1 protein-coding gene is annotated in these 24,918 nt (G+C 64.3%); it reads right to left on the reverse strand.

Features of this window, described 5'->3' with window-relative positions:
- Window positions 1–5 precede the first annotated feature (5 nt).
- Window positions 6–24,893, reverse strand: a complete 24,888-nt coding sequence (locus FHW37_RS05155) for an Ig-like domain-containing protein (protein WP_186458149.1) — start codon at window positions 24,891–24,893, stop codon at window positions 6–8.
- Window positions 24,894–24,918: the final 25 nt, after the last annotated feature.

Here is a 24,918-nt window from a genome sequence, read left to right on the forward strand (position 1 = left end):
CTTCCTCACCGTTCCGGCAGTTCGCTCCAGTTTTCAAGCGCATAGGCCAGCATCGACAGGCTGCCTTCCTCGTCACCATTGGCTGCCGCATAAAGATGATCGGAAAACAGACCCTGGCCCGGATCGAGCTCGGAGCGACGGTCGCTGATATGGTCCAGCACCGCGCCGGTATGCAGGTCGATGCGGACCGTGTCCGAGATCACGCCGTCCTGCGATGATCCATGGATACGCAAATCGATGAAGGGCAGGCCGGCCGGCGGGCGGCCGACGACGAGGCCCTGGCGGGTCGGCTTCAGCCAGACCGGCAGCGGGCTGCCATCGGCAAGCGTCACACCGAAACTGGCGTTCTCCACGCCGCCGTCGGATGACGGCATGATGTAGAGATAGTCGTTATAGACCATCGTATCGATCTGGAACCACGTCGTTTCACCATTGCCACGGGCAAGGTGGATGTTGGATCCGCCCTTGAAGAAACCGGCCGTGACCTCGTCTATGATCCGGCCGCTTTCCTGCCATTCGCCAATCTGGCCGGCGACATGGACGACGGCGCCGCGATCCGGAAGCCAGCCCATGCCATTCAGGGAGCGGATGGAATTAACGACATTGACGATCGGGCCCTGCGCGGTGAGGTCGGCGATACCATTGAGATCGGAGGTGATCTCAGACGACAGGGGCGAACCTGCGGAGACGGTTTGCGACGGCGACATCGGTGTCCAGGAGACTGTCGGCTCCGTTGGGATGGGCGTCGGCGGATCGATTTCAAGCGGCGGCCGTGGCGGTGTTGCCGGTTCTGCCGGATCGACTGTTACGGTCACCGTATAGGTCGAGCTGCCGCTTCCGTCGCTGACCGTGTAGGTGAAGGTATCGCTGCCGCTGTAGTCGGAATCCGGCGTATAACGATAGCTGCCGTCGGGATTGACTGTCACACTGCCGTGCTGTGCGCCGCGTCCTAGGCCATAGGTGATCGGATCGCCCTCGGCATCGATGGCCGGCGGCAATTTACCGGTCGAAGACGTGCCTTCTGTCACCGAGATCTTCGTGTCGGAGGCGATCGGGGCATCGTTGACCGGATCGACGACGACCGTAACCGTGTAGGTCGAAACCGCCTTTCCGTCGCTGACCGTATAGGTGAACGTGTCGACGCCACTGAAATTGCGGGCCGGCACATAGGCATAGGTGCCGTTTTCGTTGATCGTGACGGTGCCATGCACGGGCCTTGCGCCGACGCCATAGGCAAGATCGTCGCCATCTGCATCGATCGCGACCGGCAGGCGGCCGGTAAAGCGCGTGTCCTCGGTCACGGTGATGCGGGTGTCGGAGCCGACCGGCGCCCGGTTTGCGGCGCCGACCGAAATGGTGACCGTATAAGTCGCGGAATCGCGGCCATCGCCCACGGTATAGGTAAAGCTGTCGCTGCCGCGGTAACCGGCATCCGGCGTGTAGCGATAGGTGCCGTCGGCATTGATCGTCACCGTGCCGTGCTGGGCGGCCTGCCCAAGTCCGTAGGTAACCGCATCGCCCTCGGGGTCGATTGCCGGCGGCAGGCTGCCGGTGGTGGTCGTGCCTTCGGTGACCGAGATCGCCGTATCGGAGCCGACCGGGGCGTCGTTCACCGCCGCGACCGCGACGGTCACCGTATAGGTCGAGGTCGCCGTTCCGTCGCTTACCGTATAGGTGAAGGTGTCGGTACCGTTGAAATTGAGGGCGGGCACGTAACGATAGGTGCCATCGGCATTGATCGTCACTGTCCCGTGGTTCGGGCCGGCGCCGAGACCGTAGGTAAGCGGGCTTCCCTCCGCGTCGGTCGCCAGCGGCAGCCGGCCGGTCGCGACGGTGTCTTCCGTCGCCGATATCGTCACGTCGGAGCCGACCGGCGGATCGTTGACGGGAATGACGGAGATGGTGACGGTGTAGCGCAGGGTCTCTGTTCCGTCACTCACCGTATAGACGAAGCTGTCCGTGCCGTTGAAATTTTCAGCCGGAACATAGCGATAGGTGCCATCGGCATTGATCACGACGGTGCCATGGCCGGCCCGCTGGCCGAGGCCATAGGTCAGCGTATCGCCATCGACATCCGTCGCGACCGGCAGCCGGCCGGAAAGCGGCGTGTCTTCCGGAGTCAGAACCGTCGTATCGCGCCCGACAGGTGCGTCATTGACAGGGCGGACGGTGACTGTGATCGTGTAGAACACTGTCACCGTGCCGTCGTTGACGCCGTAGGTAAACGTGTCGGTGCCGTTGAAATCCGGGTTCGGCACATAGCTATACTGGCCGGTGGCGCTGACGGTGGCGGTGCCATGGGCCGGTGCGCGGCCAAGCCCGTAAGTCAGCGTGTCGTTATCGACATCGGTTGCGGGCGGGATCGTGCCGGTCAGGCGGCCGTCCTCGTTGACGCTATCGGAAATATCGGTTCCGACCGGCGCATCGTTGACCGGGCGCACGGTGACTGTGATCGTATAGGTCTTCGGAACCTGGCCGTCGCTCACCGTATATTGGAACGTGTCGGTGCCGTTGAAATCCGGGTTCGGCTGGTAGGTGTAGGTTCCGTCGAGATTGATGGTGACGGTTCCATGCTGGGCCGCCTGGGCGAGGCTGTAGAACAGCGGGTCGCCATCCGGGTCGGAGCCGATCGGCAGCCTGCCTTGAAGGACCGTATCCTCGTCCGTCGCGGCGGTGCCATCGGCGCCTGTCGGGGCGTCATTGATGGGCAGGACCGTCACCGTCACCGTATAGGTCACCGTCGCCGTGCCGTCGCTGACCTTGTAGGTAAAGGTGTCGGTGCCGTGGAAATCCGCATTCGGCGTGTAGGTGTACCGGCCGTCGTTCTCGATCGTGACGTTGCCATGCGCCGGTCCGCTGCCGAGGCTGTAGGTCAGCGGGTCATTGTCGCTGTCGGTCGCGGAAAACTGGCCGTTGAAAGCGGTGTCCTCGTTGGTCGAGATCGAGACATTGGCGCCGACCGGGACGTCGTTGGTGGCCGTAACGGTGACGTTGACGGTGAAGACCGAGGTTTTCTGCCCGTCGCTGACCTTGAAGGTAAAGCTGTCCGTGCCGTGGAAATTGGCGTTGGGCACGTAGCGATAGGTGCCGTCGGGATTGACGGTGACCGAACCATTGGCAGGCTGGGTGTCCGCAGAATAGGTGACCGGCAGGCCTTCTGGGTCGAAGGCGCGGGGCAGCGTGCCGGTTGCCGGCACGTCTTCGGTCACGGCAATGCTTGTGCCGGAGCCGACCGGCGCGTCGTCCACGGCCGCGACCCGGATGGTGATCGTATAGACCGACGAGGCGGTGCCGTCGCTGACCGTAAAGGTGAAGCTGTCTATGCCGTTGAAATTCGGATTCGGCACGTAGCGATAGGTGCCGTCGGCATTGACGGTGACCTGGCCATGCGCGGCCTGGGCTCCGAGCGCATAGGTTATCGGCTGGCCTTCATTGTCGATTGCAGCGGGAAGCTCTCCGTCGAGCGGCGTGTCTTCGACCGCATCGACGCTGTCATTGCCGGCCGTCGGCGGCTGGTTGGCCGCACCGACTGTTACCGTCACCGTGTAGGTGCTGGCATCGGTGCCGTCGCTGACGGTGTAGGTGAAAGTATCGACGCCGCTGAAGCCCGTGCCCGGCGTATAGAGGTAGCTGCCATTCGGGCCGATCACCACGGTCGCGCCGTTGTTGACGGTGCCGACTGCGTAGGCGACCGTACCACCTTCCGGATCCGTCGCCGGCGGCAGCGTGCCGCTGGCGGTCGCGCCATTGGCGACCGCGATCTGCAGGTCGGCGCCGATGGGGGCGTCATTGACCGGGTCGATGGTGATCGTCACCGTGTAGGTCGAAACAGCCGTACCGTCGCTCACCGTATAGGTAAAACTGTCGGTGCCGTTGAAATTCGCAGCCGGGCTGTAGCTGTAGGTGCCATCCTGATTGACGGTGAGGGTGCCGTGCATCGGCTGCGTGCCGGTGCCGTAGGTAACCTGCGCGCCTTCGGGATCCGTCGCGACCGGCAGCCGGCCGGAAAGCGGCTGGTCCTCTTTGATGGTGATCGCGAGATCGGCGCCGACCGGTGCATCGTTGACCGGTGCGACATCGATCGTGACCGTTGCGGTTGCAATGCCGCCATGGCCATCCGAGATGGTGACGACAAAACTGTCCGTGCCGTTGAAATTGCTGCCGGGCGTGTAGACGTAACGGCCATCCGCATCGATCGTCACCCGGCCATTGGCCGGTTGGGTGGCGACGACATAGCTCAGCGGATCACCATCGACATCCGAGGCTGCGATCGTGCCTTCGACCGGTGTATCCTCGGCCGTCGAGATGCGCTCGTCAAACGCGACCGGGGCGTTGTTGACCGGGTCGATCAGGATGGTCGCGACGCTGGTTGCGGTAAGGGCGCCGCCCGCGCCGCTATTGCCACCGTCATCGGTGGTCATCGTCAGTGTCACGGCGGCATTGCTGTCGGTGACCGGGCGATAGGTCGGCGCGGTCGGGCCGGCGAGATAGGCGTTGATATCGGCAAGCGTGCCGGTGAGCGTGATGCTGGCCGTGCCTGTGCCCGAGGCGACGACATTGCCGCCTGAAAACGCGATCAGTGAACCTGCATTGACGCCCAGCGTCACCGTCATCGTGCCATTGCCGGCGTCGACATCGGAGATCGCGATGCCGGTCAGCTGCAGGTCGGTATCCTCGCGGCCCGCAAAGCTGCCGGGCAGGGTGTTGACCGGCGCGTCGTTGACGGCATTGACCGTGCCGAACACCGTGGCGTCGCGCGTCACTGTTCCGTCCGAGACGGTATAGGTGAAGCTCGGCGTTCCGTTGAAATCGGGGTTGGCGGTAAAGGTCAGCGTGCCACCGGCATTGAGGGTCACGATGCCGCCCGTCACGGCAACCGATGCGCCCGTGGTGATCGGCCGGTTGTCGATGGCGGTCACTGTCAGCGCGTCGCCATCGGGATCGATGTCGTTGGCGAGAACGGCAATCACCGTGCTGCCGTCCTCGTCGATCGTGAACGTATCATTCCCGGGTTGCGGCGCGTCGTTGACGGCGGCAATGCTGATCGTCACGGTCGCTGTCGAGACGCCGCCATTGCCGTCCGAAATCTGGTAGGTGAAGCTGTCCGTGCCGTTGAAGAAGGCGGCCGGCTGGTAGGTGAACGTGCCATCTGTATTGAGTGTCAGCGTGCCGTGGGCCGGGCCGCTGACCGGCGAGACCGTCAGCGGATCGCCATCGGGATCGCTGTCCACGCCATTGCCGTTGTTGGCGAGCACGGAGCCGGTGAGCGACTGTCCCTCGTTGATCGAGAAGCTGTCGTTCTGTGCGACCGGAGCCGGGTTGGTGACGGTCCAGACGAACAGCCGTTCCGCCGATCCGCCATGGCCATCGGTTGCCGTGGCCGTGACGGTGAAGGCCTGGCTGCCGGTCGGGCCGGAGGCCGAGCGGTCGATCGTGCCCGAGATCAGGCCGGTTGCCGGATCATAGGTCAGCCCGGTCGGCAGGCCGGAAATGGTAAAGGACAGGGCATCGCCATCGACATCGGAGAAGAGGGCGCCGAGATCGAGCGTCACCGCCGTGTTGTCCGCATCGCTGCGCGGCGGCAGGGTCGGGGCCTGCGGTGCGTCATTGACGCCGCTGACGGTGACGGTGAGGGTTGCGAGTGCCGTACCGCCATTGCCGTCCGAAACGGTATAGGTGATGGCCGTTGCGCGGGTTTCGCCCGCCTGCAGGTCCTTGAAATCCGCGCCCGGATCGAAGCTGTAGGAACCATCCGCAAGGATCACGAAGCGGCCGCCATTGTCGCCGGCAAGCGTCGCGCCGACGCCATCGGGACCGGCGCCGACCTGGATGACGGTCAGCGTATCGCCATCGGGGTCGCTGTCGCTGCCGATGATGACATTGCCGCCGACGATGGTGTTTTCATCGGTCGCCGCGCTATCGTTCTGGGCAATCGGCGCATCGTTGACGGGGTTGATGAAGCCAGAGACCGTTGCCGTGGAGGCCGAATTGGGGCCGCCCGTGCCGTCCGACACCGTATAGGTGAAGGAAAGCGGGCCGTTGAAATTGGGGGCGGCCGTGAAGGTCAGCGTCCTGTCGGCATTGAGGGTGACGGTGCCGCCGGTCACCGCGACGCTGCCACCCGTGGCAATCGCCTGGCCGTCGATGGCGGTGATGGTCAGCGTATCGCCATCCGCATCGCGGTCGTTGGCGAGCACGTCGACAATGCCGCTGCCGTCCTCGTCGATGGTGAACGTGTCATTGCCGAGCGCCGGGGCATCGTTGACGCCGGCGACATTGACGGTGACGGTATAGGTCGAGACGGAGGTGCCGTCGCTCACCGTATAGGTGAATGTGTCGGTGCCAAAGAAGTCCGGGGCCGGCGTGTAGGTATAGGTGCCGTTGGCATTGATGGTGACGCTGCCATGCGCAGGCTGGCTGCCGGCCGCATAGGTGAGCGGTTGGCCTTCCGCATCGGTTGCGGTCGGAAGCGTCGCGTTGACGGGCGTGTCTTCCGTCACATTGAGCGTGAAGTCCTGGCCGGCAGGCGCATCATTGGTGCCGGTGACGGTGACCGTAAACGTGGCGGTCGACGTGCCGCCCTGGCCGTCGGAAAGCGTGTAGGTGATGCTGGTCGCGCGGGTCTGGCCGGCGGCAAGATCATCGAAATCGGTGCCCGGATCGAACCTGTAGCTGCCATCCGCGCCGATCACGAATGCGCCGCCGGCCGTGCCGGTGACCGACGCGCCGACACCTGCCGCCGCGCCATTGACGGCCGAGACGGAAAGCTGGTCGCCATCGGGATCGAAATCCACGCCGGAACCATGGTCCGCGAAGACGGAACCGGTGGCGACCGTGTTCTCCTCCGTGGTGATCGCATCGTTCTGCGCAACCGGCGCCGGGTTGGAGACGGTGATGGTGAAATCGCGGCTGATCGTATTGCCCTGGCCGTCGCTGACGCTAACCGTCACGACATAGGCGCCGCCGTTAAGCTGCGATGCGTCGCTGCGCAGCGTGCCGGTGATGAGGCCGGTCGTGCTCATGGAAAGCCCGGTCGGCAGGCCGGAATGGCTATAGGCGAGCGTGTCGCCATCGGCATCCGAGAAGAATTGCGCAATGTTAAGATTGACGCTCTGCGCATCGCTGAAGGCCTGGTCGGGAACCGAGCCGGCCGGGGGATCCTGTACATTGGCGACATTGACGGACACGGTGAAGGTGACCGATGTGCGGCCATCGCCGACCGTGTAGGTAAAGCTGTCGGCGCCGGCGAAATCGGCGGCAGGCACGTAAGCATAGCTGCCATCGGCGCCGATCGTCACGCTGCCATGGGCGGGCTGGCTTGCAAGCGCATAGGTCAGCGTATCGCCATCGGCATCCGTGACGGGCAAGAAGCCAGTCGCGACCGTGTCTTCGACCGCGTTCAGCGTGAAGCTGCCGCCGGCGGGGTCGTCATTGCTGCCGGTGACGGTCACCGTCAGCGTCGCCGTCGAGGTCGCGCCGGACGCATCGGCCACGGTATAGGTGACGACCGTGTCGCGGGTCTGGCCGACCTGAAGATTGTCGAAGGCGGTGCCCGGATTGAATTGCCAGGTGCCGTCGGCGGCCATGATGAAGGTGCCGCCCGCCGAGCCTGTAATGGCATCGCCGGGATTGCCGGTGCCGACGGCAACGACCGTCAGCGCCGATCCTTCGGGATCGCTGTCATTGGCAAGCACGCTCGGGCCGTTGACGATCGCCGTGTTTTCCTCGGTCACGGCGGTATCGGCGACCGCGACCGGCGGATCGTTGACCGCGCCGACGCTGACGGTGACGACGGCGTCGGTCTCGCCGCCCTGGTTGTCGGTGACGGTCACCGTCAGGGTGCGGTCGCCGGCTGTCAGGTTGTTGCTGCGGTTTTCGTACTGGATGGCGCGCAGCAGCGCGCTCGCCGCCGCATCCGGCATCGGCACGGTATTGCCGGCCGCATTTTCGAAATGCAGCGCGGCGGCACCGTCATAACGGTAGAAGAAGGTCGTGCCGCCGAAGGCGATCGTACCCGAGGAGGCGGTGCCGAAGACGAGATCCACCGAGCCGTTCAGATGGATGACTTCGCTGCCCGTATCGCGGAAGCCGCCAAGATCGATATCGACCGAGGTAATGCCGCCCTCGACATCGGAGATGATCGCATCCGGCGTGACGACCGGCACCGAGCCGCCGCCTTCGGTGAAGCTCACCTGGTTGTCGGTGCCGGCGGTTGCCGTGCCGTTGAGGTCGACGACCGGCAGGTCGTTCACCGCAGCGATATTCAGCGTGACCGAGGCGTCCGAAAAGCCGCCATTGCCGTCGCTCAGCCGGTAGGTGAAACCGACCGTGCCGTTGAAATCGGCCGCCGGGATGAAGGTGAGGGTGCCGGAGGCGTCGATGAGCGTGACACTGCCGCCGGCAACGGCGATCGTCTGGTTGATGGCGATGGCCTGGCCGTCGATCTGGGTGATGGTCAGCGGATCGCCGTCCGGATCGCGGTCGATACCGTCCGCGCCGATCGTCGTCCCGCTGCCGGTGATCGGGTTGAACGTGACGGGCGTATCTTCCTGCGTATCGACCGTGTCGTTTGCCGCTTCCGGGGCCGGATTGGTGACGGTGAGGCGGAAGGTGGCTGCCGCCGAGGCGGTGCCGTCGCTGGCGGTGACGGTGATCGTATAGGGGCTCGCCTGCGAGGCGGCGGCACCGAGCGTGCCGCTGATGACGCCGGTCGCCGGATCGAATGTCAGTCCCTGCGGCAGGCCGCTGACGGTGATCGTCAGCGCCTGGCCGTCGACATCGCTGAAGAAAGGCCGGACATCAAGGCTGAAATCTGCACTGTCGGTCAGGGTCCGGTCGGGAATGGTGGTGGCGACCGGCGCATCGTTGACCGGCTGGACGATGATGGTGACGGTTGCCGTGTCGGAGCCGCCATTGCCGTCGCTGATCGTGTAGGTGAACTGTTCGGTGCCATTATAATCCGGGTTCGGGGTAAAGCGGAGTATTTCCCGGCCCGCGGCATCGAGCACGAGCTGGACGGAGCCGTTGGCGGTGCGGACAGCGCCGCCGCCGACCGTCAGGTTGACGCCGTCGATCAGGATGACGGTGTCGCTGTCGCCATCCGGATCGCGATCGTTGGCAAGAATGTCGATATCGACCGGCGTATCCTCGGGCGTCGTTGCGATGTCGTTTTCGGCGATCGGCGGAATGTTGCGGACGGTATAGGTGAACCTTGCCGTGGCGGAGGCGCCGTCCGGATCGGTGGCGGTGATCTCGACGATATAATTCTGCACGCCCATCGGGCCGGAGGCATCATGGGTGATGCGGCCGGTGATGACGCCCGTTGCGGGATTGATCTGGAGACCCGGCGGCAGGCCTGCTGCCGAATAGGTCAGCGTATCGCCTTCCGGATCGACGAAATGGCCGGAGAGATCCATGCTGATCGCCTCGCCGTCATTGCGATCGATATCGGCAATGACGGAGGAGACCGGCGCATCATTCTCCGCATCGACGGAGACGGTGATGATCCCGGTGCTGAGACCGCCCTGGCCGTCGGTGATGCGATAGACGATCGTGTCGGTGCCGTTATAGTCCGGGTTCGGCGTATAGGTCAGCGTGCCGTCCGCGTTGACGGTGACCGTGCCATGGCCGGCGACCGGGGTGAAATCGGGGTCGAGCGAAAGCGTATCGCCATCGGGATCGATATCTACGCCGGCTGCGCCGCTTGTCGTGCCGAGACCGGTGATCGGGTCGAAGGTGACCGGCTGGTCCTCGCCCGTCTCGACCGTATCGTTTACGGCGATCGGCGCCGGATTGGTGACGGTGAAGGTAAAGTCCTGGGTGACGAATGCACCACTGGGATCGGTTGCCGTGACGGTGACCGTATAGACGCCGTCATTGCCGCCCTGCGAGGCATTGCTGGCGATGGTGCCGGTAATGGTCCCATCCTGATCCATGGAAAGACCCGCCGGCAAGGATGAGGCGGAGAAGGTCAGGCGGTCATTGGCATCGACATCCTGGAAGAAGGCGCCGAGATGCAGCGGGTGGTCGTCGAGCGATTCACCGTCCGCACGGGTATAGTCCGGAATGGGGTCAGCGGTCGGGTCGTCGTTGACGCCGGTGACGGTGACCGTCAGCGTCGCGGTGTCGAAACCGGTGCCGTCGGTGACGCGATAGGTGATCGTCGTCGTGCGCGGCGGATCGCCGGCCGACATGTCGTCGAAATCCGTGCCGGGGTCGAATGTATAGGTGCCGTCGGCATTGATCAGGAAGGTGCCGCCGTTCGAGCCTCTGATCGCGGTACCGACATTGGTCGCGGAACCTTCGACCTGATCGATCGTCAGCCTGTCGCCGTCCGGATCGGCGTCGTTGGTGAGCACATTGCCGGTACCGGATGTATCCTCATCGACGGTCAGCGTATCGTGATAGGCTTTCGGCGGAAGGTTGGTGACGATCCAGGTGAGGTTCTGGGTCACGGAGAGAACGCCGTCCGTGGCGGTGATCGCGATTGTATAGGGGCCGTTATTGGATGCGTCTGCCGCGAGCGTGCCTGTGATGCGGCCGCTGGCGTCGATGGAGAGGCCTGCCGGCAGGCCGGTCGCGGAAAAGCTCAGCGTGTCGCCGTCGACATCGTCGAAATAGGGACTGACATCGTAATCGACCGCTTGGGCGTCGCTGTCATACTGGTCGGGGATCGGGGTGGCGGTCGGGCGGTCGTTGACCGGGTTGACGGTGACCCGCACGGTCGCGGTCGAGACGCCGAGATTGCCGTCGGAGATCGTGTAGACGATCGTATCGATGCCGTTGAAATTCAGCGCGGGGACATAGGTCAGCGTTCCGTCGCCATTGATGGTGACGGTGCCGGAGCCTGCGCTGGCGGCGATAATCGTCAGCGGATCGCCGTCCGGGTCGATATCGGCGCCGGCCGTCGGATTGTCCGTGCCTTCGCCGGTGATCGGATTGAACGTGTAGCCGCCGGCCACGTCCTCATCAATGGTGACGAGGTCGTTATGGGCGGTCGGCGCGGGATTGGTGACCTGCAGCTCGAAAGTCTGGGTCGCTGTTCCGCCCTTGCCGTCCGAGGCGATGATCGTGACCGTGTAGACGCCGTCGCCATCCGGGCCGCCCTGGCTGGCATTGTGGTCGATATTGCCGAAGATGAGGCCGTTTGCGTTCATCTGCAGGCCGGCCGGCAGGCCGTCGACGGTAAATGCGAGGCTGTCTCCATCGGGATCGGAGAAGAAATCGCCGACATCATAGGTGAAGGACTGGCCATCGGCCCGCACCCGGTCCGGCAATTGCTGGCCGACCGGCAGGTCGTTGACCGGATTGATCTTGATCGTCACGGTGGCCGTATCGACACCGCCATTGCCGTCATCGACCGAGTAGGTGAAGCTTTCCTGGCCGTTATAGTCCGGGTTCGGCGTGAACCGCAGGAACTGGCTGCCATCGGCATTTTCGATCAGCCGCACAGAGCCGTTGGTCGTCGGTATCGCTGCGCCATTCGGGATCAGAACGACATTGTTGACGCGGATGACCTCGACCGTATCGCCATCCGGGTCGCTGTCATTGGCGAGGATGTTGATATCGACCGGCGTGTCCTCGTTGGTCTCGGCGCTGTCGTCATTGGCGATCGGCGCGATGTTGAGGACGGTGTAGTTGAACTCGATATCGGTCGAGAGGTTGCCGTCATCGGTCGCGATGATACGGATGTGATAGGTCTTTTCACCGTCCGGGCCGGATGCGTCGGGCGTGATCCTGCCTGTGATCGTGGAGCCGACCAGGGTCAGGCCCGGCGGCAGCGGTGTATTCGGGTCGATGCTGTAGGTCAGCGCCCCGCCTTCGGGATCGGAGAAGAAGGCGCTGAGGTCAAAACTGTCCGTATCGCCGTCATTGCGGGTGCGGTCGGCGATTGGGCTGCCGACCGGCTCGTCATTGACCGGATTGACGGTCACGGTCACGGTGCCGGTCGCGGTGCCGCCATTGCCGTCCGAGATCGTGTAGGTGATCGTATCCGTGCCGTTGAAATTGGCGGAAGGCTGATAGGAAATCTCGCCATCCGTCAGGATCGTCACCGAGCCATTCGCCGCGGTTGCCGAGACGATGGTCAGGGGATCGCCGTCCGGGTCGCTGTCATTGGCGAGCACGTTGATGGTGACCGGTCTATCCTCGTCGGTCACCGCCGTGTCGTTGACGGCGATCGGGGCCGGGTTGGAGACGGTCAGCGTGAAGGATTGCTGCGCCGTGCCGCCATGCCCGTCGGCGACGCTGACGGTGACGGTGTAGATGCCGTTGCCGTTCGGGCCGCCGCGGCTTGCCTGGTTGTCGATCGTGCCCGAGATGACGCCGGAAGGGCTGATGCTGAGGCCGCTCGGAAGGCCGGTCTGCGAATAGGCGAGCGTATCGCCATCGACATCGCTGAAGAAGCCGGAGAGATCGAGATTGACGCTGGCGCCGTCATTGGCGGAGCGGGTCGGAAGCGGCGTGCCGACCGGCAGGTCGTTGACGGCGGTAACGGTCACCGTCACCGTATATTCGTTGCGCGCGCCGCTCGGATCGGTGACGACGAAGCTGAAACGGTCCGTGCCGTTGAAATCCGGTTTCGGCGTGTAGGTATAGGTGCCGTCGGCATTGATGGTGACTGCGCCATTGGCCGGCGTCGTCGTGCCGGCCGAGAAGGTGATCGCATCGCCATCCGCATCGCTTGCGGTGAGCGTGCCCTGAAGGGACACGTCTTCCGGCGTCGAGACGACGATGTCGGATGAGACAGGTGCGTCGTTGACGGCCGTGACCGTGCCGCTGACGCTGCCGTTTGCGGACAGTATGCCGTCGGAGACCGTGTAGGCAAAACCGACCGTGCCGTTGAAATTGGCCGAGGGCGTGAAGGTGAGCCGGCCGTCCGCCTCGAGCCGGACGCTGCCGCCGGTAACAGTGATCGTCTGGCCGGTCGCGATCGCCTGTCCGTCGATCGCGGTCACGGTCAGCGCATCGCCATCCGGATCGATGTCATTGGCCCGCACGTCGATGGTGATCGCCGTATCCTCAAGCGTCGTGAACGTGTCGTTGACGGCGATCGGCGCGTCCTCGACGGGCGTGACCGTGCCGTTGACGGTGGCGGTCGCCGTGCCGCCATGGCCATCAGAGACGGTATAGGTGAAGCTCGGCGTGCCGTTGTAATTGGCCGCCGGCGTGAAGGTCAGCCGGCCATCGGAACCGAGCGTCACCGTGCCGCCGGTGACCGCGACCGTGGCGCCGGAGACGATTGCAGTGCCATTGATCTGGGTGACGGTCAGCGTGTCGCCATCGACATCGCTGTCATTGCCGCGCACGTCGAAGGTGATGGCCGTGTCTTCCGGTGTCGTGAACGTGTCGTTGACGGCAACCGGCGCGTCGTTGACCGGGGTTACCGTGCCGCGAACGGTGGCATCGACCGAGTTCCCGTTTCCATCGGAGACGGTGTAGGTGAAGCTCGGGTTGCCGTTGTAATCGGCCGATGGCGTGAAGGTCAGCGTGCCGTCATTGTTGAGCGTCACCGTGCCGCCGGTAACGGCCACAGAACCGCCGGCAACGATTGCCGTCGTATTGATGCGGGTGATGGTCAGCGTGTCGCCATCGGGGTCGCTGTCATTGGCAAGGACGGTAATCGTCGTCGGCGTGTCTTCCGCGGTGGTGAACGTGTCGTCACCGGCGACTGGCGGGTCCTGCACCGGTGTAACGGTGCCGTTGACGGTGGCCGTCGCCGTGCCGCCCTGGCCGTCCGAAATCGTGTAGGTGAAGCTCGGGCTGCCGTTATAGTTGGCGGAAGGCGTGAAGGTGAGACGGCCATCGGCATTGAGTATCACCCGGCCGCCGATGACGGTGACCGAACCGCCGACCGAAATCGCCGTGCCGTTGATCTGGGTGACAGTCAGCGGATCGCCGTCGACATCGCTATCATTGCCGCGCACGTCGAAGGTGATCGGCGTATCTTCCGGGGTGCTGAACGTGTCGTCACCGGCAACCGGTGCATCCTCGACCGGGTTGACGGTGCCGGAAACGGTTGCCACGGTCGCGCCGCCCTGGCCGTCGGAGACGGTATAGGTGAAGCTCGGGCTGCCATTGTAATTGGCAGATGGCGTGAAGGTCAGGGTGCGGTCGGCGTTCAAGGTCACGACACCGCCGGTCACGGTGACGGAGCCGCCTGATGCGATCGCCTGGCCATTGATCGCCGTAACGGCAAGCGTGCCGCCATCGACATCGCTGTCATTGGCGAGCACGTCGAAGGTGACGGCGGTGTCCTCATTGGTGACGAACGCGTCGTTGACGGCGATGGGGGCATCGTTCTCGCCGGTGACGGTGATGCTCACGGTCGCGGTCGCGGTGCCGCCCTGGCCATCCGATATCGTGTAGGTGACCGAGGTCGTGCGGCTCTGGCCGGCGGCGAGATTGTCGAAACTCGTGCCGGGATTGAAGGCATAGGTGCCATCGGCATTGATGGTGAACGTGCCGCCGTTCGAGCCGGCCACCGCCGCGCCGACGCCGGCACCGCTGCCGCCGACGGCGGAAACGGTGATCGGATCATTGTCCGGGTCGCTGTCATTGGTCAGCACCGAGCCGCTGATGGCGGCGTTTTCTGTCGTCGTCGCCGTGTCGTTCCCCGCGACCGGTGCCGGATTGGCGACGGCCCAGGTAAAGCTGCGGCTTGCCTGTGCGCCCGAACGGTCGGTGGCGGTGACGGTGACCGAATAGGGGCCGGTCACGCTGGCGCTGCGGTCGATCGTGCCGGTAATCAGGCCGGCGGCGCTGATCGAAAGGCCCGGCGGCAGGCCGGTTGCGGTAAAGGTCAGGCTGTCGCCCGCATCGGGATCGCTGAAATTGCCGGCGATGTTGAAAGAGACTGCCTGCGCATCGCTGGAACTCTGGTTGGCGATCGGCGTGCCGACCGGGGCGTCGTTGACGCCGGTGACCGTCACCGTAAAGGTCGCGGTCGAGAAGCCGCCATTGCCGTCCGAAACCTGGTAGGTCACGGCCGTCGTGGCGGTCTGGCCGGCGGCAAGGCCGATAAAGGCATTGCCGGGGTTGAAAACGGCCGCGCCATTGGCGCCGATCGTGAACGTGCCGCCATTGGTGCCGGCCACACCGATGCCGACATTGCCGGCTGCGCCATTCACCTGCGAGACGGTCAGCGTGTCGCCATCGACATCGGTGTCGTTGGCAAGCACGTTGAGCGAGACATTGCTGTTGGCGGCGGTCGGCGCGCTATCGTTTGCGGCGACCGGCAGGTCGTTGACGGCGTTGACGGTGACCGAGACCGTATATTCGACCGTCGCCGTACCGTCGCTGACGCGATAGGTAAAGCTGTCCGTGCCGTTGAAATTGGCCGCGGGCGCATAGGTATAGGTGCCGTTCGCATCGATGACGACGACGCCATGCGACGGCCCGGTCGTGCCGGCCGAATAGGTGAGCGCGTCGCCATCGACATCGGTCGCGACCGGCAGCGTGCCGGAGAACGGGGTGTCCTCGTTGATGGTAATGGCGCCGTTCGATCCGACCGGCGCATCGTTGACCGGGGCAATGGCGATCGTCGCCGTATCCGTATCAGTCAGCGCGCCGCCCGTGCCGGAATTGCCGCCGTCATTCGTCACCATGGTGAGCGTCACCGTCCCGTTGGCATTGGCGGCCGGGTTGTAGACGGGCCGTGAATTGCCGGCGAGATAGGCGTTGATATTGGCGACCGTACCGGTCAGCACGATCGTGCCAGACCCCGAACCGGAGACCGCGACATTGCCGCCGGCAGTGGCGGCAAGCGTGCCGGAACCAACCGAGAGCGTCACTGTCACATTGCCGTTGCCGGCATCGATGTCGGTGATGGCAAGGCCGGTCAGCACCAGTGCCGTGTCCTCATTGGTGGCGAAACCGGCCGGCAGCGTGTTCACCGGTGCGTCGTTGACGGCGGTGACGTTGAAGGTGATCGTGTTCGGCGTCGGATCGGTATCGATCCCGCCATTGGCCGTGCCGCCATTGTCGCGCACCTGGAAGGTGAAGGCGGCAAGCGCAACCCCGTTGGCATTGGCGGTCGGCGTGAAGACCAGGCTGCCAATGCTTGCGGCATTGACCACCTGGCCGACCGTGACCGGAACGCCGCCGAGCGACAGGACGCCATTGGCCGGAAGCGTGGTGATGACGACGGCCGAAAGCGCATTGGCCGGGGTGTCGTTCGGATCGGTGAAGCCGAAATCGGCGGCGCTGAACGTATAGGCGCCATCCTCGTTGAGCGTGATCGTCTTGTCGGTGCCGGCAGGCGCGTCGTTGACGGGGGTGATCGAGATGGTCGAGGTGTCGATATCGGTCAGTGCCGGGCCGCCGGTATTGCCGTTGTCATTGGTCGTCATCGTCAGGGTGACGGTGGCGGTCGAATTGGAAAGCGGCGTGAAGGTGGGGCGCGATGTTCCGGCAAGGTAGCTGTTGATGGCGGTGATCGTGCCGGACAGGACGATCTGCCGGGTGCCGGTGCCTGTCACCGTGACGCCGGCTGCCGATGCCGCCGAGAGCGTGCCGGCATCGACGCCAAGCGTCACCGAGACCGTGCCCGTGCCGGCATCCGCATCGGCGATGGAAAGGCCGGTCAGGCTGAGCGGGATATCCTCGACCGCGGCATAGCTGGTCGGGATCGTGTTGACCGGCGGCGTGTTGACCGAGGCGACGGCGACAGTGACCTTCGCCCGTTCCGTGACGCCGCCTGAAGTGACGGTGTAGGTGAAGGTGGTGACGCCGTTGTAATCGAGCGTTGGGGTGAAGACGAGCTGGCCGCCCGCCGTCAGCTGCACCGTGCCGTTTGCGACGGCAATCGAGCCGCCCGTGGCAATGGCGATATCGTTGATCGCGGTGATCGTGCGGCCGGGATTGTCGAACGTGTCATTGGCAAGGACCGCGATGGTGACGGCCGCATCCTCATCGGTCGAGATGGAATCATTGGCGATATCGGCAACGGCGGTGATGGTGACGCCGATCGTGTCGGTATCGGACAGCGCGCCGTCCGAGGTGGTGAGGGTGATCTGTGCTGCACCATTATAATCGCGGGTCGGCACATAGGTCGCGCCGGCAAGGGCGGCATTGATCGCCGCAGCCGAGCCGGAGAAGGTCATGGTCGCGTCGGCCGTGCCGTCGCCGGCGGTGAAGGTGAGGCCGGTCAGGCCGGACAGGGTGAAGGCGCCGTTGGTGACGGTGAGCGTCACCGTCAGCGTGCCGCTGTCGATATCGGCAACGGAAATCGCGTTCCCTGCACCGGCCGAAAAGACGATCGTGCCGTCTTCGGCAATCGTCTGCGGGCCGGGCACGGTGTTGACCGGGGCATCGTTGACGGGCGTGACATTGACGGTGACGGTCGCCGTTTCGGTGACGCCGCCTGACGTGACCGTGTAGGTGAAGCTGGTCTGGCCGTTGTAATCGGCGGTTGGCGTAAAGGTCAGCCGGCCATTGGCTTCAAGCCGTACCGTGCCATTGGCAACGGCGACGGTGCCATTGACGGCGATGGCCGTGCCGTTGATGGCGGTGATCGAGTGGCCGGTGTTTTCGAAGCTGTCGTTGAGATTGACGTCGATGGTGATCGCCGTGTCTTCGTTCGTCGTCACGGTGTCGTTGGCGATATCGGCGACGGCGGTGACCGAAATGGCGATCGTGTCCGTATCGGAGAGCGCGCCGTCGGAGGTGACGAGGGTCAGCTGGGCGGAGCCGTTGTAATCGGCGGTCGGCGCATAGGCGAGGCCGGCAAGCGCGGCGTTGATCTGTGCGGCCGTGCCTGAAATCGTCACGGTCGCGGTGCCGTTGTTGGTGATCGTGGCGCCGGCTGCGGCGGTTACCGACAGGGCGCCGTGGGTGACGCTGACCGTCGTCGTCAAGGTGCCGCCATCGACATCGTTGACGCTGACGCCCGAGATCGCGAGCGTCGTATCCTCGGCCGTCGTCTGGGCTCCGGGCACGGTATTGACCGGCGCGTCGTTGACGGGGGTGACGTTGACGGTAACGGTCGCCGTTTCGGTGACGCCGGCCGAGGTGACGGTGTAGGTGAAGGTCGTCTGGCCGTTGTAATCGGCGGCCGGCGTGAAGGTCAGCGTGCCGTCGGCGTTCAGGCGCACCGTGCCGTTGCCGACGGTAACGACGCCATTGGCGACGATCGAGGTGCCGTTGATGGCGGTGATCGCATGGCCTGCATTTTCAAAGCTGTCATTGGCGTTGACATTGATGCCGACGCTCGTGTCCTCGTTGGTCGTGACGGTATCGTCGGCGATATCCGAGACGGCGGAAATGCTGATCGTGCGGCTGTCCGTGTCGGTCAGCGATCCGTCGCTGCTCGTCATGGTCAGCGTGACCGCGCCGTTGAAATCGGCAACCGGCGTATAGACCGGCTGGCTCGAGCCGTTCGCGAGATAGGCATTGATATTGGCAAGCGAGCCGGTGAGCGTGATCGTTGCGGTGCCCGAGCCGGTGATGGTGACGCCGGATGCGGAGGCGGCTGCGATCGTGCCGGAATTGACGGAGAGCGATACGGTCATCGTGCCGCTGCCGGCATCGGGATCTGCCAGAGAGAGGCCGCTCAGGGCGAGCGTCGCATCTTCCGCCATCGTATAGCCTGCGGGCAGGCCGTTGACCGGCGGATCGTTGACGGGGATGACCGAGACGGTGGCGACCGCCGTATTGGAATTGGCCGCGCCGTCATTGACCACGACGGTGATGATGCGGGCGGTCGAGCCGGGATCGTCGGACGTGGAGGAATAACGGACGAGCTGCAAGGCGGCCTGATAATCCGCCTTGGTCGCCGTGCCGGTCAGGGTCAGGGTGAAGGTCGCGGCATTGTAGTTGGCGGTGATCGTGCCGGGCAGCCCGGCTGCGACGGACAGGAGGTCGCCGGCCTGCGGATTGGTGAGGGTGATCGTGGCGGATGCCATGGTCGTGTTGTCGACATCGGTGACCAGCACGTCGGTATCGACGATGGCGACGCCGGTGCCGTTTTCCGTGTAGCTCGTCGTGAAGCCGGTGCCGGCGCCGGAGGCGTCGAGATCGAGGACCGGGGCATCGTTGACCGGCGTGACGGTGATCGTCGAGATATCGACATCGGTCAGCGCGCCGCCTGAGCCGGTATTGCCGCCGTCATTGGTGGTCATGGTAAGCGTCACCGCGCCGTTGAAATCGGCGACGGGTGTGAAGGTCGGCCGGGCGGTGCCGGCGAGGAAAATGTTGAGGTTGGCGAGCGTGCCCGAGAGCACGATCGTGCCGGTTCCCGAACCGGAGACGGTGACGCCGGAGGCCGCACTTGCGGTCAGGATGCCGGAATTGACGCCGAGCGTGATCGTCATCGTGCTCGTGCCGGCATCGACATCGCTGATCTGGATGCCGGTCAGGCCAAGCGACGTGTCCTCGGCGATCGAATAGGTGGCCGGCAGCTGGTTGACCGGGGCATCGTTGACGGCCGCGATGGTAATCGGGCGCGTGTCGATATCGGTGAGCGTGCCGCCCGTGCCGGTATTGCCGCCATCGCTGGTGGTCATGGTGAGCGTCACCGTGCCGTTGGCATTGGCGACAGGCGTGTAGACCGGGGCGGCGGCCGAGGCGAGATAGGTGTTGATATTGGCAAGCGTGCCGGAGAGCACGATCGTACCAGTTCCCGAGCCGGTGACGGTGACACTGCCGCCGGAAGTGGCGGCGATCACGCCGGTCGGCACGGCAAACGTCACCGTCATCGTGCCATTGCCGGCATCGACGTCGGAAATCGACAGGCCTGTCAGGGCAATCCCGGTATCCTCGTTGGTTGCCCAGCCGGACGCGGGCAGGCTGTTGACCGGCGCATCGTTGACGGCGGTGACATTGACGGTGACCAGAGCCGTCTCGGTGACGCCGCCGGACGTGACCGTGTAGGTGAAGGTGGTCTGGCCGTTGAAATTGGCGGTCGGCACGTAATTGATCGTGCCGTCGGCGGCGAAGGTGACGGTGCCCTGGCCGGCCGGCGGCTGGGTGACTGACGTCACTGCCCGCAGAGGGTTCTTGAAGGTGTCGGCCGTTGCCCCATTCGTGCCCGTAAGGACGTTGAAGCTGATTGCGGTATCTTCCGCCGTCGTGACCGTGTCCGGCGTGATGTCTGCGACCGCGTTAATGGTGATCGCAACCGTATCGGTGTCGGTGAGCGACCCGTCCGAGGTGACGATCGTCAGCGTGTCGGAACCGTTATAGTCGGCATTGCCCTGATAACGCAGCGAGGCGAGCACGCTGTTGACTTGCGCCTGCGTGCCGGAAATCGTCACCGTCGCAGTGCCCGAGCCGGTTACCGTGCCAGCCGTGACGGAGGGCGAGAGGATGCCGTTTGCCACCGTCAGCGTGACGGTCAGATTGGTGCTGTCGACATCGTTGACGGAAAGGCCGGTAATGGCCGTCAGCACGTCTTCCTGTAGCGTGACCGGGCCGGGCACCGTGTTGACCGGCGCGTCGTTCACGGCGATGACGTTGACGGTCGCGACCGCCGTGTTGGAATTGGCCGCGCCGTCATTGGTGGTGACGTTGATCGTGCGGGCAATGGTCGAGGGATTGTCCGATGTGGTCGAATAACGGACTGCCTGCAGCGCCGTCTGGTAATCCGCCTTGGTGGCCGAACCGGAGAGTGTCAGGGTGAAGTTCGCGGCATTGTAGGTCGCGACGATGCCGCCCGGCAGGGTGCCGGCCGCAAGCACGTCACCGGCCTGACCGTTGGAGATGACGATGGTGAGCGAGGCCATGTTGGCATTGTCGACATCGGTGATCAGGCTGCCTGCGCCGGTAATCACGACGGCGGCGCCCTTTTCCGTATAGCTCGTCGCGTAACCGGTTCCGGTCGAGCCGGTATCGAGATCGAGGATCGGCGGATCGTTGACAGCAGCGATCGCGATGACGCGGTTGCTGACAGCCGTCAGCGCGCCGCCTGTGCCGGTATTGCCGTTGTCACTGGTCGTCATCGTCAGCGTGACGTTGCCGTTCGCATCCGGCACGGGAACGTAGATCGGCGCGGAGGCCGAGGCGAGATAGGCGTTTATATTCGTCAGCGTGCCGGTCAGCACCACGGTTGCGGTGCCGGAACCGATCACCGTGACGCCGCCTGCGCCGGTTGCCGTCAGCGTGCCGGATGCGACATTGAGCGTGACACTCATATTGCCGCTCGCTGCATCGAGATCGCTGATCGAAAGGCCGGTCAGCGCGACATTCGTATCCTCGTTGGTCGCCCAGCCGGAGGCCGGCAGGGTGTTGACCGGCGCATCGTTGACGGCGGTGACGGCAACAGTCGTGACGGCCGTGTTGGAGGCAAGCGCGCCGTCATTGACGCTGACACTGATCGTGCGGCCGGTCACCGTGCCGCCAAGGGTCGGATTGTCCGAGGTGGAGGAATAGAGGACCTGCGAAAGGGCGGTCTGGTAATTGGCCTTGCTGGCGGAGCCGGTCAGCGTCAGGGTAAAAGTGGTGGCATTATAGGAGGCGGTAATGCCGGCCGGCAGGCCGGTTGCCGACAGCACGTCGCCGGCCTGGCCATTGGTGATGACGATCGTGGCCGATGCCATATTGGTGTTGTCGACGTCGATGACGGAATTGTTGGTATTGGCGATCGCCACGCCTGCGGCATTTTCCGTGTAGCCGATCGAATAGTTCGCGCCTGCCGTCGAGCCGTCGAGATCGAGAACCGGCGCGTCGTTGACGGGCGTAATATTGATATTGCGGGTGGAAGAGGTCGAGAGCGCGCCGCCGATGCCGGTATTGCCGTTATCGTTGGTCGTCATCGTCAGCACTACCGTGCCGTTGGCATCCGCGACCGGGACATAGGTGAGGCTGGAGGCCGTGCCGAGATAGGCATTGAGGCTGGTGAGCGTGCCCGTAAGGGTGACGGTGGCCGTGCCGGAGCCGGTGATCGTTACGCCGGTTCCGGCTGCCGCCGTGATCGAACCGGAGGCGACGTTCAGGGTCACGGTCATCGCGCCGCTGCCGGCATCGAGATCGGCGACGGCGAGGCCTGCCAGCGCCACATTCGTATCTTCGTTGGTCGTCCAGCCACCGGAGGGAAGGATGTTCGTCGGTGCATCATTGACCGCGATGACGTTGATCGTCGCTGTCGCGACGGCCGAGGTCAGGCCGCCATCGCTGACGGTGACGTTGATCGTGCGCGGCGTCGTGCCCGGATTGTCGCCGCTGTTGGAAAAGGTGATGGCACGGATCGCGGCCGCATAATTGGCCTTGGTGGCCGTGCCGGACAGCGTCACGGTGATCTGGCCGGAAACGGATGTGTCGATCGAGCCGGTAATGCCCGAAGGCAGCGTGCCGAGCGTCAGGAGATCGCCGGCCTGGGCATTGGTCAGCACTATGGTCGCCGAACGCATCGTCGTGCTGTCGAGGTCGCGTACATCGGCGAGGAATCCGGTCGCCGTCGAGGCAATCGCGACGCCTGTGCCATTTTCCGTATAGGTCGTCGCATAATTGACGCCCGCCGTTGTGTCGACATTCCGGAGCGCGCTGACATTGTCGATGAAGATGTCGTCGGTGCTCGGGGTCAGCAGACCACCTGCGGCCGAATAGCTGAAGACCAGATCGCCGGTCGCTGCGATCGTCGATGGCAGGTTTATGGTGACGGTTGTGCGATTCCAGTTCGTGGTGCCGGCAGTCGAGGCGGCGACGGTCGAAGGCGTGCCGGACGCGCCGTTGAAATAGGTGATCGTCGCGGTGTTCGGCGTGCCACCCGTCGTGCCGGTCGTGACGCGCGCATAAAGCACGCCGTTGATCGTTACATCCAACGTCGCGGGCGTGTTGTTGTCGTTGGAAACGCCGAGCAGGAGATTGTTGCTCCAGCCGACATCGAAGGTCAGCTGTGCCGCGCCCGAAGGCGCCTGGCCGTCGTTCCAACCTGTCACGTTGGCCTGGGTCAGCGTGCCGGTGCCACCATTCAGCGTCCAGGCAAAACCGTCATTGCTGTTGCTGGTCGCGACAGCGCCCGTGCCGGATATGACCCAGCCCGAGGTTCCGGGTGTCGCGCCATTGGTGATCATCTGCGTCGGCGTCGTGCCGGAATTGAGGTCGATGACCGGTGCTGCGGCATTGTAGCCGAAATCGGCGGCAAGATTGGCTGCGCCGATCGTTGCCAGTGTAATTGCCTGGGTCGTGGCGGTCGTTGCGGGGGCGGTGCCGAGCACACCGTTCGTATCCGTGACTCGGACGATATACTGGCCGGGCAGGACGCCTGTGAAGAGATAACGGCCGTCGCTGCCCGTCGTGTCGGTCGCCAGAACCCGCTCGCCGCTATCGACGACGCCATTGCCGTTGACGTCATCGATCAGCTGGACCGTGACATTGGCGATGCCGACGTCGACGCCGGCGTCGAAACTCGTATTGGTGCCGTTCTCGTCATAGATCTGGTCGCCGATCGACCCTGTCGGCGGCACCCAGCGGGCGCCGTCGGAAACCGTGCCGATCGCGGTTGTGCCATTGGTGGTAATAGTGATTGCCGAGCCGATCGCAGCGCCCGTCGTGGCGTTGATCTGTTGGATCGAGGAGCCGACGAGATAGGTATTGCCGTTGATGTCGCCGCCGCCCTGGACGAGGGTCGTGCCGGTCGGGTTGGTCAGCGCCGTGCCAACGATCGCGCCGCCGGTCAGATTGTAGCGCGTGATGGTCGCGGCAGCACCGTTGATGCTGAGAAGGTAATTATTGGTGGTGTCGATCGCGAAATCGCCCCAGTCGTTGTTGCCGGTCACGGCTGCACCGAATGTGGAGGCGGAGGCGATCGTGCGGCCGTTGCCGCTGAAGGTGATGCGCCATATCTGGTCGTCGCCGGCGGAGTTGATGTTCTCGATGCCGAGATAAAGCGAGCCGTTGTAATAGGTTGCGGCACCGCTGCCGACACCGCGATCGCCAACCGTGATGCTGAGGCCAGTGCCGTTGTTCGTCAGGTCGCTGTCGATCAGGATGTGGGTGTTGTTGACGAAGTCATAGGCAAAGAGCGCGCGGTTGGAATTGGCGCTGTTGCTGTCAGTGTAATAGATGAGGCCGTTGGTCTGATCGACGGCAAGCGAGTTCAGGGTGTCGCTGAGGCTGACGCCACCGACGGAGGCGGGAGCGGTGGTGATCGCCGTCGCTTTTCCGGTCACGACGTCGACGCTGTAGATCGTCCGGCCGGAGACGACGAGCAGGGCACCATTGCCGACGGAAGCCTGGGTGTTCAGAAGCTCGGCATAATCGCGCTGCGCTTCCAGCGAGGGCGCGATCGCGGTGGTGATCTCGCCACTGCGATATTCCAGGTCCCAGTCACCACCGAGCGCGGCGCTGCCGGTCGCGTCCGTGGAGGCGGCAATATCGGCACCGGTCATGTAGCCCATCATCCGGGCAGCGTTCTGGCCGAGTTCGCCGCGGGCGAAATCGCAGCCGTAGATCATGATGTCGGCATCGGCGGTCAAGGATGCCGTCAGGCTCTGCAGCTCGTCGGCATATTCGCCGGCCATGGATTCGATCGTCAGTTCGGCCGAACCGAGATAAAGCCGGCCTTCGTCGCCGTGCGAGATGATATGGACGGCCTCGACGCCCTTCATGTGCGACATCGCCTCGGCCAGCTGCTCGACACCGTCGCGGCCCTTCTCAAGGACGATGACCTCGTAGTCCCCATCTATGCCTTTCAGCAGGGATTCGTAATCCGGAACCGAGCTGTCGACGATAACGACCTGCTTCGGAAATTCATCTATGGGTTGTGTTTTCGTGTCGCTCTGATCGGCGCCGTGAACGATGGCGGCAGCCAGCTTGTCGCTGTCGCGATCATTCGCATCGGTCTCATGAGAGCCGTGTGCAGCCTCGTCGGGCGCTGCCGCATGTTTGTCCTTGGCGTGATCTATGGTTGTGGCCACAGCGGCATCGAAGGCGATGCGTTGTTCGAGCTCCATCAGCATGGAACTGAACCGGTCCTGATTTCCC

The sequence above is a fragment of the Neorhizobium alkalisoli genome, assembly GCF_007829835.1.
Taxonomy (GTDB): Bacteria; Pseudomonadota; Alphaproteobacteria; order Rhizobiales; family Rhizobiaceae; genus Neorhizobium.

What these genes read in the sequence shown, in the direction of transcription:
- FHW37_RS05155 (WP_186458149.1), bottom strand. Translation starts at nt 24,893, where the DNA reads ATGCTGATGGAGCTCGAACAACGCATCGCCTTCGATGCCGCTGTGGCC.